Annotated in this window: 12 protein-coding genes; 5 read left to right on the plus strand and 7 right to left on the minus strand. The window is 72.2% G+C overall.

Annotation, left to right across the window (positions count from 1 at the left end; genetic code table 11):
- Nucleotides 1–45 precede the first annotated feature (45 nt).
- Entirely contained in the window at nucleotides 46–2,445 is a 2,400-nt protein-coding gene (locus tag ACFXJ5_RS37270; RefSeq protein ID WP_384641636.1) for a right-handed parallel beta-helix repeat-containing protein, read from the plus strand.
- Here the strand turns inward: ACFXJ5_RS37270 and ACFXJ5_RS37275 are convergent.
- The gene (locus ACFXJ5_RS37275) at nucleotides 2,415–4,682 is read right to left on the minus strand and encodes a hypothetical protein (protein WP_384641639.1); all 2,268 of its coding nucleotides are present in this window, start codon (nucleotides 4,680–4,682) and stop codon (nucleotides 2,415–2,417) included. The genes ACFXJ5_RS37270 and ACFXJ5_RS37275 overlap by 31 nt on opposite strands.
- 219 nt (nucleotides 4,683–4,901) lie before the next feature.
- On the opposite strand from ACFXJ5_RS37275, the gene ACFXJ5_RS37280 reads away from it, so the two are divergent.
- Together ACFXJ5_RS37280 and ACFXJ5_RS37285 are read left to right on the plus strand one after the other, a co-directional pair.
- Nucleotides 4,902–5,726 carry a DeoR/GlpR family DNA-binding transcription regulator gene (locus tag ACFXJ5_RS37280; protein WP_384641642.1) on the plus strand — a complete coding sequence of 275 codons (825 nt, stop codon included), beginning with the start codon at nucleotides 4,902–4,904 and terminating at the stop codon, nucleotides 5,724–5,726.
- A 21-nt stretch (nucleotides 5,727–5,747) separates the two neighbouring features.
- Nucleotides 5,748–6,224, plus strand: a complete 477-nt coding sequence (locus ACFXJ5_RS37285) for an SRPBCC family protein (RefSeq protein WP_384641645.1) — start codon at nucleotides 5,748–5,750, stop codon at nucleotides 6,222–6,224.
- Between the two features lie 9 nt (nucleotides 6,225–6,233).
- Here ACFXJ5_RS37285 and ACFXJ5_RS37290 read toward each other — a convergent pair whose 3' ends face one another.
- The 3 genes from ACFXJ5_RS37290 to cds1 all read right to left on the minus strand — a co-directional run bounded on the left by ACFXJ5_RS37290 (nucleotide 6,234) and on the right by cds1 (nucleotide 9,086).
- Entirely contained in the window at nucleotides 6,234–7,445 is a 1,212-nt protein-coding gene (locus tag ACFXJ5_RS37290) for a hypothetical protein (RefSeq protein ID WP_384641647.1), read from the minus strand.
- A gap of 77 nt (nucleotides 7,446–7,522) precedes the next feature.
- Nucleotides 7,523–7,771 carry a hypothetical protein gene (locus ACFXJ5_RS37295; RefSeq protein ID WP_384641650.1) on the minus strand — a complete coding sequence of 83 codons (249 nt, stop codon included), beginning with the start codon at nucleotides 7,769–7,771 and terminating at the stop codon, nucleotides 7,523–7,525.
- A 190-nt stretch (nucleotides 7,772–7,961) separates the two neighbouring features.
- Nucleotides 7,962–9,086, minus strand: a complete 1,125-nt coding sequence (gene cds1, locus ACFXJ5_RS37300) for an L-cysteine desulfhydrase Cds1 (RefSeq protein ID WP_384641653.1) — start codon at nucleotides 9,084–9,086, stop codon at nucleotides 7,962–7,964.
- Between the two features lie 76 nt (nucleotides 9,087–9,162).
- Here cds1 and ACFXJ5_RS37305 point away from each other — a divergent pair, with 76 nt between their 5' ends.
- Nucleotides 9,163–9,471 carry a hypothetical protein gene (locus tag ACFXJ5_RS37305; protein WP_384641655.1) on the plus strand — a complete coding sequence of 103 codons (309 nt, stop codon included), beginning with the start codon at nucleotides 9,163–9,165 and terminating at the stop codon, nucleotides 9,469–9,471.
- Nucleotides 9,472–9,653: 182 nt separating this feature from the next.
- Nucleotides 9,654–10,187, plus strand: coding sequence for an ATP-binding protein (locus ACFXJ5_RS37310; protein WP_384641705.1), 534 nt, complete (start codon nucleotides 9,654–9,656; stop codon nucleotides 10,185–10,187).
- Nucleotides 10,188–10,243: 56 nt separating this feature from the next.
- On the opposite strand, the gene ACFXJ5_RS37315 is transcribed toward ACFXJ5_RS37310, so the two are convergent.
- From ACFXJ5_RS37315 to ACFXJ5_RS37325, 3 genes are read right to left on the minus strand one after another with little or no spacing between them, the layout of a single operon-like run.
- Nucleotides 10,244–12,808, minus strand: coding sequence for an ABC transporter permease (locus ACFXJ5_RS37315; protein ID WP_384641658.1), 2,565 nt, complete (start codon nucleotides 12,806–12,808; stop codon nucleotides 10,244–10,246).
- Nucleotides 12,805–13,557 carry an ABC transporter ATP-binding protein gene (locus tag ACFXJ5_RS37320; protein ID WP_384641660.1) on the minus strand — a complete coding sequence of 251 codons (753 nt, stop codon included), beginning with the start codon at nucleotides 13,555–13,557 and terminating at the stop codon, nucleotides 12,805–12,807. Before ACFXJ5_RS37320 ends, ACFXJ5_RS37315 begins: the two co-directional genes overlap by 4 nt.
- Entirely contained in the window at nucleotides 13,554–13,835 is a 282-nt protein-coding gene (locus ACFXJ5_RS37325) for an SHOCT domain-containing protein (RefSeq protein ID WP_384641707.1), read from the minus strand. The genes ACFXJ5_RS37320 and ACFXJ5_RS37325 overlap by 4 nt, the downstream gene beginning before the upstream one ends.
- Between the last annotated feature and the right edge of the window lie 245 nt (nucleotides 13,836–14,080).

Here is a 14,080-nt window from a genome sequence, read left to right on the forward strand (position 1 = left end):
GGTCAACAGCGCAACGCAAGTAAGAGGATGGGGCAAAGCATCCCAATGGCACAGGGCGTGGTTCAGGTGACGCACACCAGCTCTTCGCGGTGGCGCCGCCGCACGGGAGAGTACGAGAGCCTGGCCGCGGCCCTGGAGGCCGCCGGCGACGGGGACGTGCTCTCGATCAACCCCGGCACCTACCGGGAGAACCTGGTCGTCCAGCACGCCATAACGCTGCGCGGGGCCGAGGGCCCCGGCTCGGTGCGGATCGCCCCGGCGGGCGGGGTCGCCCTGACCGTACGTGCCTCGGCGACCGTGCAGGACCTGTCCATCGAGGGCCAGGACACCTCCGCCGCCGCCCTGCTCATCGAGGGCTCGGCCCCCGAGCTGTCGGGCCTGCGGGTCGTCACCCGCTCGGCGGTCGGCATAGAGGTGCGGGACGGCGCCCGGCCGACCGTGCGGCACTGCACTGTGGACAATCCGGCGGGGCTCGGCATCAGCGTTCTGGAGTCCTCCGGCGGGCTGTTCGAGGACGTCGAGGTGGTGGCGGCGGGCCAGACCGGCTTCTCCGTACGCGGTGGCGCCTCGCCCCGCCTGGAGCGCTGCAGGATCCACAACGCCAACGGCGCCGGCCTGTCGCTGACCGGCGAGGGCACCGCCGCCGAGGCCGTCGGCTGCGAGGTTTACGAGGTCAAGGGCACCGGAGTGCAGGTCGCCTCGCGCGCGGCCGGACACCTCACCGACTGCCAGGTGCACCGCACGACCGGCGACGGGATCACCCTCGACACGGACGCGGTGCTGACCCTCTCCGACTGCGACATCCACGACATCCCCGAGAACGCCATCGACCTGCGGTCCCGGTCGGTGCTGACGCTGACCCGCAGCACCGTCCGCCGCTTCGGCCGCAACGGCCTGTCGGTGTGGGACCCGGGCACCCGCGCGGACGCCAACCAGTGCGAGATCCACGAGAGCCAGGGCGACTACCCGGCGGTCTGGGTGAGCGACGGCGCCGCCGCGATACTGGACAGCTGCCGCGTCCGCGACGTCCCCGACGCCCTGTTCGTGCTCGACCGGGGCTCGCGCGCCGACGTCGTCGACACCGACATCTCCCAGGTCCGCAACACCGCCGTGTCCGTCAGCGACGGCGCCGTCGTCCAGCTCGACGACTGCCGGATCCGCGAGGCCGCCACCGGCGCCTGGTTCCGGGACCACGGCAGCGGCGGCACCCTGGCCTCCTGCACCATCGACGACGTCCAGACCGGTGTCATCGTCACCAAGGGCGCCGACCCGACCGTCGAGCGCTGCACGGTCACCAACCCCGGCGAGGCCGGCTTCTACGTCTCGGCGGGCGGCCGCGGCACCTTCACCGGCTGCCGCGTCACGGGCAGCCGCAGCTACGGTTTCCACATCATCGACGGCTGCCGCTCCACCCTGACCCGGTGCCGTACGGAGCGCTGCGCGCGCGGCGGGTACGAGTTCGCCGAGCCGGGCCCGGTGACGGAGGACTGCTCCGGGGACCACAGCGGCGAGACCACCGTCCAGATCGCCCTGCCGCCCGTCCCGGCGCCCGAACGGCAGCCCGCGGCGCAGTCGTACGGACTGCTGGGCGGGGTGCCCGAGCAGCGCGCCCCCGAGCCCGCGCCGGAGCCGGCCCGGGAGTCGGACGACGTCCTCGCCGAACTGGACGCGCTGGTCGGCCTGGAGAGCGTCAAGCGCGAGGTGCGCACCCTCATCGACCTGATCGCCGTCGGCCGCCGCCGCCAGGAGGCCGGCCTCAAGGCGCCGGGGCTCCGACGCCACCTGGTCTTCACCGGCTCCCCCGGCACCGGCAAGACCACCGTGGCCCGGCTCTACGGCGAGATCCTGGCCTCGCTCGGCGTGCTGGAGCGCGGCCACCTGGTCGAGGTCGCCCGTGTCGACCTGGTCGGCGAGCACATCGGGTCCACCGCGATCCGTACGCAGGAGGCCTTCGACCGGGCGCGCGGCGGGGTGCTGTTCATCGACGAGGCGTACGCGCTGGCGCCGGAGGACTCGGGCCGTGACTTCGGGCGCGAGGCGATCGACACACTGGTGAAGCTGATGGAGGACCACCGCGACGCGGTCGTCGTCATCGTGGCCGGCTACACCTCCGAGATGGAACGGTTCCTCGCCTCCAACCCCGGTGTCGCGTCCCGCTTCTCGCGCACCATCACCTTCGGCGACTACTCGCCCGAGGAGCTGCTGCGGATCGTCCGCTCGCAGGCCGAGGAGCACCAGTACCAGCTGGCCGACGACGCCGGCGAGGCCCTGCTGAAGTACTTCATGGCCATTCCCAAGGGCCCCGCCTTCGGCAACGGCCGCACCGCCCGGCAGACTTTCGAGGCGATGGTCGAACGCCACGCCGGACGGCTCGCGCACGTCGCCGAGCCGAGCCATGAGGAGCTTCAGCTGCTCTACCCGGAGGACATCCCGGCGCTGTCCTGACTCGGCAACCGCACGAGCAGCATGGTGCGTTCGGCGGCGAAGGCCGGGTCGACCTGGTAGTCGGAGTGCGCCAGGAGCGGTGCCGGCAGCGGGTTGTCGACGTCCCGGCCGTACGCCGTCGGGTCCAGCAGCGGTCCCCGGTCGACGTCGCGCACGCCGACCGGGCCGCCGATCGGGTCCGTACGCCGCCACAGGTTCCGCCACGCGTGCAGGTCGGCGTGGAGCGAGTCCAGGGCCTCACGGCCGAAGTACACCGGGAACCAGCGGCCGTAGAGCCGGTGCAACGGCGAGCCGTAGGTCAGCAGGGCGATCCGGCCCCGGGTCCGCGGGTCGAGCTGCCAGGCGGCCGCGGCGGCGAGGACGCTGCCCTGGGAGTGCCCGGAGAGGATGATGCGGCCGCCGTACGTTCTGGTCCAGGTGGTCATCCGCCAGGTCAGGTCGGGCACCGCCCGCTCCGCGTAGCAGGGCGGCGCGAAGGGGTGGGCGGCGCGCGGCCAGAAGGTGCCGACGTCCCAGAGGATGCCGATGGTGCGGCGTGCCCCGGCGTCCCGGTAGGCGCGGCGCCCCAGGGTGACCAGGGCGACGACGCCCGCACCGACCAGCCAGGACCCGACGGCCTGGGCCGATTCGGCGAGCGAGTGGAAGATCCACGGCCAGGTGAGGGTGGCCTGGCCCGGCACCGCGTCGCTCACCCACGCACCGGCGAGGGTGGCGGCGCCGAACACGAAGGACATGGCCGCGATCACGCCGACCAGGAGCGGCGTCCGGTCGGTGAGGCCCGCCATGGCCCGTGCCCGGGCGATCTGCCGGGTGCGGGCGCTGTCGTGGGGCTCGCCCGGGTAATCGGCCTCGACCCCGGCCGTCAGGTCCCGGGTCACCCGCCACAGCCGCCGGGCCTCCACGGCCGCCACCAGGGCCACCACGACGATCAGCACCGGAATGACCGACGCCTGCCACGACAGCAGCACCGGCGGCCCGGCGATGGGGCTCCCCTGCATCCCCGGCGTCGCCCCCTTGTCGAGCCAGTCCGCCACCCGCTGCGCCACCCCACCGGTCAGCACCCCCGCCAGGGCGCAGGCCAGCAACGCCACCGCCGGCCCGCCCAGGCCGCGCAGGGCGGTGCCCTTCTCGGGCGTGCACATCAGCCAGGCGGTCACGGTGAGCCCGAGCAACAGCACCCCCTGCAGCAGCGTCAGCCCGCCGAAGGCCGCCGCCGCCGGGAGCCGGCCGCCGGAGTGCCAGCCGGTGCGGTGCCAGCCGGCGTACGCGGCCGAGGCGACGAGCACCGCCTGCGAGCCGATGTAGAGCAGGCGGGACGGCAGGTGGTCGATCACCTCGTCGAGGTGGCTCTCGCTGCGGCCCGCGACGGCCGCCGCCGCGACGGTGACCAGCACGAGCGCGATCACCGCCCCGGCCAGCGTCCAGCCCACGACGGCCTGTGTGTCCCGCCGCAGTGGCGGCACGAGCAGCGCGGCCGCCACCGTCAGCAGCCCGGCGGCGGTATGCGCGGCCCGTAGCCGGGCCACCAGCCGCCGTCCGAACCAGAACCCGGGGAGCGCGAGCGGCGAGGCCGGGTCGTCATGCCGGCGGTCCCCGGCGCCGGTGGGGAGCGGCTTCTGGGACTCGTACGCGTACCAGGTGCGCCGCGACAGCCACCACAGCAGCCCGGTGAGCACCACCGGCACGACCGCCCCGATCACCAGCCGCAGCCCGGGCTCGCCGGCCGGCAGGAAGCCCAGCCAGCTCTTGCTGCTCGCGCACACCGGCACCCCGGCGCACTGCCAGGCCACCAGGTCCATCGCGACCTCGCACGCCCCGGCGACCAGCAGCACCGTGAGGCTGAGCGACACCAGCCGCAGCAGCACCTCGTACGTCCGCCGGAGCCCGGCGCTGTTGGACGGGGGCCGCATCCAGTGGGCGAGGTTGGCCACCATGAAGGGCAGCAGAAGCAGCCAGAGCGCCCGGCTGCCGTCGCCGGAGGTGAGATTGCACCAGGAGTAGGCGTCCGGCACCGGCTTGCCCTGGTAGGCGGCGGGGCGCCGTTCCGCGTCCGCGTCCTCGGTGCGGCGGTAGATGCCCGCCGTGTCGTCACCGGAGACCCGGGTGATCCGGGGGTCGTTGAGCATGGCCTGCGGGGTGGTGCCGCCGACGCCGTGGACGAGCAGCTCCAGCGCGAGCGGTTCGTTTCCGGCCTGTTCCGTGCCCGTACCGGTGTCCGTGTTCGTGTCCGACCGCATCCCGACCGCCTTCCCCGTACGGTCAGCATTCCCATGCGTAGCGCGCTGTGATCGCGCCCTTGCAGAAGGCGCACAGAATTGTGATGCTGCCGTGGCATGTGGGACAGGTCATACCGTGCGCCCCCGCCCTCTGCCAGGGCCGCCCGGCCATGGAAGGATGTGCAGCGGCTCGGCAGCCGGCAGCGCATCAGACGACCAGCGGATGGGACGGGACCTCGGGTGAGCGACAACCAGAACCTGCTCGCGGAGCAGCGCCGCGCGCTGATCCTGGACGAGGTCCGGAGGCGCGGCGGTGTCCGCGTCAACGAGCTGACCCGCAAACTCAACGTCTCGGACATGACCGTCCGCCGTGACCTCGACGCCCTGGCACGTCAGGGTGTCGTCGAAAAGGTGCACGGCGGCGCCGTCCCCGTCGTCGAGGCCAGCAGCCACGAGCCCGGCTTCGAGGCGAAGTCCAGCCTCGAACTGGGCGCCAAGGAGGCCATCGCGCGCGCCGCGGCCCGGCTGGTCACGCCCGGCAGCGCTATCGCCCTGTCCGGCGGCACGACCACCTACGCCCTGGCCCACCGGCTGCTGGATGTCCCCGATCTGACCGTCGTCACCAACTCGGTCCGGGTCGCCGACGTCTTCCACGCCGCCTCGCGCCGTCCGGGAGCGCGGGAGGGTGCCGCCACCGTCGTCCTGACCGGCGGTGTGCGCACCCCGTCGGACTCCCTGGTCGGGCCGGTCGCGGACCGCGCGATCGGCTCCCTCCACTTCGACCTGCTCTTCCTCGGGGTCCACGGCATCTCGGTCGAGGCGGGTCTGTCGACCCCGAATCTCGCCGAGGCGGAGACCAACCGCCAGTTCGTCCGCTCCGCCCGCCGTGTCATCGTCATCGCCGACCACACCAAGTGGGGCACGGTGGGCCTGAGTTCGTTCGCCGCGCTGGAGGACGTCGACACCCTGGTCACGGACGCCGGTATCCCCGAGGTGTTGCGGGCGGAGATCGCCGAGCACCTCTCGGAGCTCATCGTCGCCGGCGAGACCACCACATCTGACTAGCCGTCAGGTACGGTTGGGGTCATGGCCCGCCCACTTCGCCCCGTGCTCGCGGTCGACCCGGACTTCGTCCGCTCCGCTCCCGTACGCCTCGTCTTCGCCGCCGACCTCACCGCCCCGCCCGAGGCCGTTCACCGCGCCCTCGCCCAGGACACCGAGGGCTGGACGGCCTGGTTCGACGCCGTCACCTCGGCCGTGCCCACGGCTGCCGGCCGCGACATCGCGCTCAAGGGCGGCATCCGCTTCCAGGAGACCGTCCTCGCCGCCGAAGCCCCCCTCCGCTACACCTACCGCGCCGACGCCACCAACGCCCCCGGCCTGCGCGCCCTCCTGGAGGAGTGGGCCCTCTCCCCCACCCCCTCCTCCGGCACCCGCGTCCAGTGGACCTTCGCCGCCGACGGCTCCCCCGCCTTCCGGACCGCCCTGCGCCTGGCGCGCCCCGGCGTGGGGCACGCGTTCCGCACGGCGGCCCGCCGGCTGGACCGGCGGCTGGCCGGCTAGCCGTTCGGCTCAACTACGGGAGACCGAACCGCACTCCCCGTCGCTCTGGATCGTGATGTCCTTGCTGCGGTCGTACGGATCCGTGGTCGGGCCGGACGCGGGCGAGCCGGTGGCGGCGTCGGACGCGAAGGCGGGATGCACATAGCCGTCGTAGACGTAGCAGGCGGTGTTACCGGTGTCCTGCTTGTAGGAGACCATCGTCAGCTTGCCCGCGGTGACCTTGTAACGGACGGGATCGATGACCTCGACGTCGAGGACGCGGCGGACGATGGTGCGGGAGACCTCGCTGGAGCCCGCGGCGGCCTTGGTGAAGGGGTAGACGAAGGTGTAGTCGGCGTGCACCGCGACGGAGCCGTAGGTGCCTTGCTTGAAGGTCATACTGCCGCGGGTCTTGATGACGTCACCGACGAGCTTGAGCTCGGTGGGGTTGAAGCGGGTGGCGTACAAGAGGGGATCCTGCTTCTTACCGGGCTTCTTGAAGGCGGCGTCGACGCCGCGGAGCCAGTCGGCCTGACGGGGGTCGATCAGGCTGAGGGCGGTCTCGGGCCGGGCGCCCCGGAGGGTGGCGGGGTTCAGGTTGGAGTCGACCAGGAATTCCTTGGTCTTGCGCAGCGCGAATTCGACCTGTTTCAGGGTCATGTGGCCGACCGGCTTGGCCTTCGGCACGACGATGCCGGCCGCACCGTCGGCGTAATGCGCCGCCGGGGAGCCGAGGAAGGGCTCCTTCAGGGTCGCCGTGTCGGGGAAGGCCTCCTCGGAGGGGGCGGCGCTGATCGGCGAAGTCTCCGGGGGAAGCGTCGCGGTGCCGCCGTCGGACGACGTGCTGGAGCGGCCGGGCAGCAGCGACAGCGCGCGGGACGGGTTGAGGACGATCACGAGCATCCCGACCGCCACCAGCACGCCGAGGACACCGAGCCGGCGGCGCCTGCGGGTGGCCCGGCCGTCCATCTCCTGCCAGGCGGGGCCCGTGCGCCAACCCGCGGGCTCGGCGCCGGCCTTGGCCTTCTTGGCCTGCTTCGCTTCCTTGGCCTGACGCCCCTTGGCCTCTCGCGCGTCCTGTGCGTCCTGCTCCTTCAGCCGTTCGGTGACCATACGGGCCCGTGCGGAGGGCTCCTTGGGGGCGGAGGCACGGATCTCGGACTCGGTGTCGCGGACGAACTGGTCCCAGACATCGTCGGATACGGACGGCTGATCGTCCGGGGGCGGGGGCGTCGTGGTCATGGCCGGTCTCTCAGGGAAGTGATCGAAAGTGAGTTCTTTGTACCCGGAACACAAGTTCCCCACAAGGCACACAAACCTCACCGGTATTCGGCGAACCTGGGCCTGACACCCGCCAGAACCAGCGCCGCCGCCAGGCCGAGCGCGGCCGCCGGGACAGCCGGCCAGGCGTCGAGACCCGAGCGGGCGGCGGAGATGTGGTCGACGGCCACGGACTCCTGCCGGGCGGCGAGGCGGTCGAGGGAAGTGGCGAAGTCCCAGAAGTCGAAGGCGACGTTGCCCCGGGAGACGTTGGAGAGGAGCGCGGCGGCGGAGTCGAGACGGCCCACGGCCAGCAGGCGTTGGAGCTCGCGGTCATCGGCGCGGAAGTGCCGGCGCGACTGCTGTAGGCGCGACCTGGGACATCGTCATGCATGGACGCTAGGAGCGCACCTGGACCGGAGGGTGGTGATCCGGCGGCTTCCAGGTAGCCGCGCTGTAACAGAACGGAACGAGACGTGGAAGAGGACCGAAAGGCCGTCAGGCGGGCCAGGTCCCGGTCGCGAGGAAGCGGTCGATCGCCGTCGCGTAGGGCGCGATGTCCAGGCCCTGTCCGGCGAGCCAGGCGTCGGAGTAGTACTTGTCGAGGTAGCGCTCGCCGGGGTCGCAGATGAGCGTGACGATGCTGCCGCCCCGCCCGGCCTCCACCATCTCCGCGATGATCTTGAAGGCGCTCCACAGCCCGGTCCCGGTCGAGGCCCCCGCCTTGCGTCCCATCGCGGCGTCGAGGGCCCGTACGGCGGCGATCGAGGCGGCGTCGGGGACCTTCATCATGCGGTCGATGGCGCCGGGCACGAAGCTGGGTTCCATGCGGGGCCGGCCGATGCCCTCGATGCGGGAGCCCCGGTCGCAGCAGACATCGGCGTCGCCGCTCACCCAGCCCTCGAAGAAGCAGGAGTTCTCCGGGTCGGGGACACAGACGAGGGTGTCGTGCTGCATGTAGTGGACATAGCGGGCGATGGTGGCCGAGGTGCCGCCGGTCCCGGCGGTGGCCACGATCCAGGCGGGGCAGGGGTGCCGTTCCTTGCTCAGCTGCTGGTAGATCGACTCGGCGATGTTGTTGTTGCCGCGCCAGTCGGTGGCCCGCTCGGCGTACGTGAACTGGTCCATGTAGTGGCCGCCGGTCTCCGCGGCAAGGCGGGCGGAGACGTCGTACACCGTGCGCGGGTCGTCGACGAGATGGCAGCGACCGCCCTGGAACTCGATCAGGCGCTGCTTCTCGGGGCTGGTCGTGCGCGGCATCACCGCGATGAAGGGCACGCCGATGAGCTGGGCGAAGTACGCCTCCGAGACGGCCGTCGAGCCGCTGGACGCCTCGATGACCGGCTTTCCGGGGCGGACCCAGCCGTTGCAGAGGCCGTACAGGAAGAGCGAGCGGGCGAGGCGGTGCTTGAGGCTGCCGGTGGGGTGGGTCGACTCGTCCTTGAGATAGAGGTCGACGCCCCATGCCTCGGGGAGCGGGAAGCGCAACAGGTGTGTGTCGGCGGAGCGGTTGGCGTCGGCCTGGACCTTGCGGACCGCTTCCTTGAGCCAGGCGCGGTAACCGGGGTCGGCCCGGTTCACGTCGATGGTCGCCGTACAGTCGCCGATGTCTGTCTGCTGCATGCTCCCGATCATAGGCAGGCTGGTGGAAGGCGGCGCGAACAGGGCAGACTGGTCGGACACGGAGGTGGGGTGGACCATGGCGGAGCCGGAGTTCAGTGCGACGGGGGTACGGATCGGGCGGCGGCTCAGCTCGCTGACCCGGGCCGGACAGGTCCTGATCCGCGACGGCCGGCTGGTGCTGCTGACCAGCCGGGGGCGGGAGATCGACAGTGCTCCGGTGGAGGACGTGCACGCGATCCGTACGCCTTTCTCGTTGCGGCGCCGCGCCCTCGCGACCGTCAACGGCACCGGCTATCTGCTGACCCTGCGCCGCCAGGGCGCGGCTTCGGTCTCGCGCTTCCTGGAGGCCCTGGACCGGGCCCGGCAGCGGGTCGTGCAGCACTGAGAGTCGCTGATCGATTCCGGTGAGTTGCGGTTCGCCGCCATCGGGGTGACTCTGGAGAGGCATCACGGAGTACTGCAGCAGTCGCTCTGAGCAATCCCGCAAAAGGTGTTCCCATTCCATGCGGGCGGGGACGTCCCCGATTTCAGGGAAGCGCCCCTACCGCGGAGGGAGTCGCAGCCGTGATCACCGAAGCCACCACCCGACAGTGCGCCCTTGAGTTGGAGGCACTGCCGTCCCGGATCCAGCAGGTACGACGGATCGTCGCCGCGCAGCTGCGTTACTGGCGGCTCGAACCACTCATCGACAACACGCTGCTGGGCATCACCGAACTGCTCGCCAATGTCCACCGGCACGCCCGGCCGGACAAGAAGTGTCAGGTCGAGCTGACATACATCTCGGGGTGGCTGACCGTCGCGGTCGCCGACAGCGATCCGCGCCTGCCGAGGGTGCGCGAGTTCGAACCGCTCGCCACCTGCGGCCGGGGGCTCGCCATGGTCGTGTCGATGAGCGACAGCTGGGGTACCGAAGCGGTGCCCCACGGCGGCAAGGTGGTGTGGTTCACGCTGCGCGCCGAGGCTCCCGCCCCGCGCCGGTCGCCGGCCGAACCGCTGTCCGCCGCCGTGCGCAAAGCCGTCCTGCGGCCGGCGGTCGCCGTCGCACCGGCCCCGGCACCGGCTCGTAAGCCGACCCGGGTGCCTGAGGTGGCTCTGGTCTGAGCGCGCGAGCGCCTGGCACCTGAGCCACCCCCACTGACGGGCCATCATCGCGGAGCTCACTCCGCGGCGATGGCCCTCAGCACGTCCAGGCCCGCCGCCCGCCGCGCCGGCCGCCAGCCGGCCAGCACCCCGGCGACCAGCCCGACCAGCAGCACCACCGCCAGTTGCACCGGCGGCACCGCGAAGGCACCCGTACCGGCACTGTCGGAGGCCCTGACCAGCGCCCAGCCGAGGAAGCCGCCGAGCCCGAGCCCGCCGACCGTCCCGAAGGCCGCGACGAGGACCGACTCCCAGCGCACCATCGCCCGCAGCTGCGCCCGGGTCTGGCCCACGGCACGCAGCAGTCCCAGCTCGCGGGTGCGCTCGTGAACGGCGAGGGTGAGCGTGTTGGCGATGCCGAGCAGGGCGATCACCACGGCCAGCGCGAGCAGCGCGTAGATGAGCGTGAGGAACATGTCGATCCCGGCCGCCGACGACGCCGCGTACTCGCTGCGGGTCTGCACCTCCGGATTGCCGTACGACCTCGCCACCTGCTCGACCGCCGCCTTGCCCTGGTCCGTGCCCACCCCGGCGCGGAAGGAGACCGCGACGAGGGTGTCGGAGTCCTGGACGCGGTGCGGGGCCCAGGCGGCTCGGGTGATGACATAGCTTCCCGCCAGGCCGGATTCCCCGTAGACCGCCCTGACCGTGAAGGTCCGCCGGTCACCGTCCGCGAAGGCCAGCCGGACGCTGCTGCCGGGGTGCCAGCCGTACTTGTCCGCCTCGGTGCGCGAGACCGCGATGCCGTCGCCGCCGAGCGCGGCGAGCGACCCTTCGACCGTACCCAGGTCGAGCACCCGCGACAGCGCCGCCGGGTCGGTGACGGTGAGCTGACGGCCCCCGCCGTCGACCGTCGCCACGCCCCGGCCGAGGCCGACGGCGGTCCGCACCTCGGGCAGTTTCGCGACGGCGGGCGCCAGCTTGGGGCTGAGCCCGGTGCCGCCCGCGCCGCGCACGGGGGCGCTGATCGCGACATCGCCCGCGAAGGAACGGGACACGGTCTGGTCCATGGTCGCCTTGAGCGAGGCACCGAAGACCGTGAAGAGCGACACCACCGTCACCCCGATCATCAGCGCCGTGGCGGTGGCCGCCGTCCGCTTCGGACTGCGCAGCGCATTGCGCCTGGCCAGCGCCCCGGTGACACCGCGCAGCCGGACGAGCGGCACGCCCAGGGCCCGCACGGCGTACGACGACGCCACCGGCCCGAGCACGACGAACGCGGCGACGGTCAGCACCGCCCCCGAGGCCGCCAGCCAGACATTCCGGCCCCCGCCCGCCCCGGCGACGGTCAGCGCGACCCCGGCGGCCATCGCCGCGCCGCCCAGCACGGCCCGTGACCGCGACGCGCCGGAGTGGTCCACGGCCGTCTCCCGCAGTGCGGCGAGCGGCGCGGTGCGCCCGGCCCGTACGGCGGGCAGCAGGGCGGAGCCGACACACACGACCAGGCCGACGGCGAGCGGCACCGCCAGAGCGGTCGCGCCGAGGATGAGAGAGCCGGTGGGGAAGGGGAAGCCGACGACCGGGAAGAGCGCCTGAAGGCCGGCGGCGATGCCGATTCCGCCCAGCAGACCCGCGACCGAGGCGACGACCGCGACCGCGACCGCCTCGGCGAGGGTCTGGCCGAGGACCTGACGGCGGGACGCGCCGAGTGCCCTGAGCAGCGCGTTCTCGCGGGTGCGCTGGGCGACGACGATGGCGAAGGTGTTGTGGATGCTGAAGGTCGCCACGAGGAGGGCGATTCCGGCGAAGACCGTGAGCAGCGTCGTGAAGAGCGTCAGGAAACTGCCGGAGACCATGTCCAGGTTCTCGTTCGTGGCCTGCTGCCCGGTGATCGCCTCAGTCCCCTTGGGCAGCACCTGGCGGACCCGGTCGGCCAGCTGCCGCTGACTCACCCCCGGCCCGGCCCGTACGAGGATGGTCGAGGCCTCCCCCGCCTTCGGCGTCAGATACCGCTCCGCATCGGTGCGCGTCAGGCCGGTGAAGGTCGTCTGGCCCATGCCGTCCTGCCCGCCGAACGTCGCGATGCCGACAACGGTGACCCTGAGCGGGTCCGGGGTCCGCAGGGTGGTCGTGTCGCCGATGTGCAGCCCGCCCTTCTTCGCCGCGCCCCGGTTGATGACCGCCTGGCCGTGCGCCGCGGGCACGTGGCCTTCGGCGAGTGCGTACGGATTGAGCCTGTCGTCGTCGATCCAGTTGCCCGCCAGCGTGGGCGGCCCCTGACCGCCGACCGGCTTGCCGTCGCTGCCGATGAGCTGGCCCGCGCCCTGGACGTTCGGCGCGACGGCGGCAACCCCGGGGACGGCCTTCAGCGTGCCGACCAGCCCGGTGCCGACCGGCTCGCGGGTGCCCTGGCCCTGACCGGAGACCGTGATGACGTCGGCGCTGCGGACGACAACATCGGTGCCGCTGTAGGCGTTGGCGAACAGCGTGCCGAAGCTCGCCCGCAGCGTGTCGCCCATGACCATCGTCCCGGCCAGGAACGACACCCCGAGGAACACCGCCAGAAAGGTCCCGGCGAACCGCCGCTTGTGAGCCCGAAGGGACGACCGGCTCAGCCGCAGAGAGGTGCCGACGGAGCTCATGACACGGCCTCCTTCGCACCGGCGGCGCCGTCGAAGGCCTTCAGCCGGTCGAGCACCTTCTCCGCGGTCGGATCCGCCATCCGGTCCACCAGCCGCCCGTCGGCGAGGAAGACCACCTCGTCGGCATGCGCAGCCGCGACCGGGTCATGCGTGACCATGACGACCGTACGGCCCATCCCGTGGACCGCCCTGCCCAGCAACTCCAGCACCTCCGCGCCGGAACGCGAGTCCAGGTTCCCGGTCGGCTCGTCGGCGAAGACGACCTCCGGCCGCCCCGCCAGCGCCCGCGCCACCGCCACCCGCTGCTGCTGACCGCCGGACAGCTCACTCGGCCGGTGCAGAAGCCGGTCGCGCAACCCCACGACGTCAATGAGGGCGTCCACCCACTCCCGGTCCGTGCGGCTGCCGGCCAGATCCTGCGGAAGCGTGATGTTCTCCGCGACGGTGAGCGTCGGCAGCAGATTGAAGGCCTGGAACACAAAGCCCACCCGCTCCCGGCGCAACAGCGTCAACTGCCGGTCCCCGAGCGCCCCCAACTCCGTACCCCCGATGAACGCGGACCCCGAGCTGAGCGTGTCCAGCCCTGCCGCGCAATGCATCAGCGTCGACTTCCCCGACCCCGACGGCCCCATGATCGCCGTGAACCGCCCGGCCGGAAAATCCGCCGTCACCCCGTCCAGCGCCCGGACCTCGGCATCCCCACCGCCGTACACCTTCACGGCATCCACGACACGCGCGGCGGCCGTCATCGGTCCACGCCCTTCGCATAGCGCCCGAACTGCTCATCCAGCACCGACAGCCTGCGCCAGTACTCGTCCTCGTCGATCTCCCCCGCCGCGAACCGACGTCCCAGCACCGCGATCGGCGAGTGCTCACCATGCGCGGCCCGATGCTGCCACGGCCCCCGGCCCCGCCACACGGTGCGGCGCAGGAAGAACCCGATACCGACGACGACCGCCGCCCATACAAGCGGAACGAACAGAATCCACGGCCCGGGTCCGTCCCAGTGTTCGGCGAGCGTGGTCATTGCGATGGCGTCCATGAGGACTCATCTCCTCCGGTGATGTGCGGTTTCCGACATCACCGAGCGTGGTCTCCACGAGCTCCCAAGTCGTCGTACGTCAAGCGACACCCCGCCTACTCCGCAGGGGGTACGCCCCGGGCGAGTGAGCCGAAGCGGAGCGGTCGCTGTCGAAATGGGGGCACCTCCCAGCGGAAGCGCTGGGGGAGAGAACGCGCGCAGGTCGCGAGGAACGAGCGAGCGAGCACGAT

The organism is Streptomyces sp. NPDC059373 (assembly GCF_042751495.1).
Classification (GTDB): domain Bacteria; phylum Actinomycetota; class Actinomycetes; order Streptomycetales; family Streptomycetaceae; genus Actinacidiphila.

Coding starts and splice junctions, on each gene's coding strand:
- ACFXJ5_RS37285 (WP_384641645.1), top strand. CDS start 5,748: ATGGCCCGCCCACTTCGCCCCGTGCTCGCGGTCGACCCGGACTTCGTC.
- ACFXJ5_RS37325 (WP_384641707.1), bottom strand. CDS start 13,835: ATGACCACGCTCGCCGAACACTGGGACGGACCCGGGCCGTGGATTCTG.
- ACFXJ5_RS37320 (WP_384641660.1), bottom strand. CDS start 13,557: ATGACGGCCGCCGCGCGTGTCGTGGATGCCGTGAAGGTGTACGGCGGT.
- ACFXJ5_RS37290 (WP_384641647.1), bottom strand. CDS start 7,445: ATGACCACGACGCCCCCGCCCCCGGACGATCAGCCGTCCGTATCCGAC.
- ACFXJ5_RS37270 (WP_384641636.1), top strand. CDS start 46: ATGGCACAGGGCGTGGTTCAGGTGACGCACACCAGCTCTTCGCGGTGG.
- ACFXJ5_RS37305 (WP_384641655.1), top strand. CDS start 9,163: ATGGCGGAGCCGGAGTTCAGTGCGACGGGGGTACGGATCGGGCGGCGG.
- ACFXJ5_RS37315 (WP_384641658.1), bottom strand. CDS start 12,808: ATGAGCTCCGTCGGCACCTCTCTGCGGCTGAGCCGGTCGTCCCTTCGG.
- cds1 (WP_384641653.1), bottom strand. CDS start 9,086: ATGCAGCAGACAGACATCGGCGACTGTACGGCGACCATCGACGTGAAC.
- ACFXJ5_RS37275 (WP_384641639.1), bottom strand. CDS start 4,682: ATGCGGTCGGACACGAACACGGACACCGGTACGGGCACGGAACAGGCC.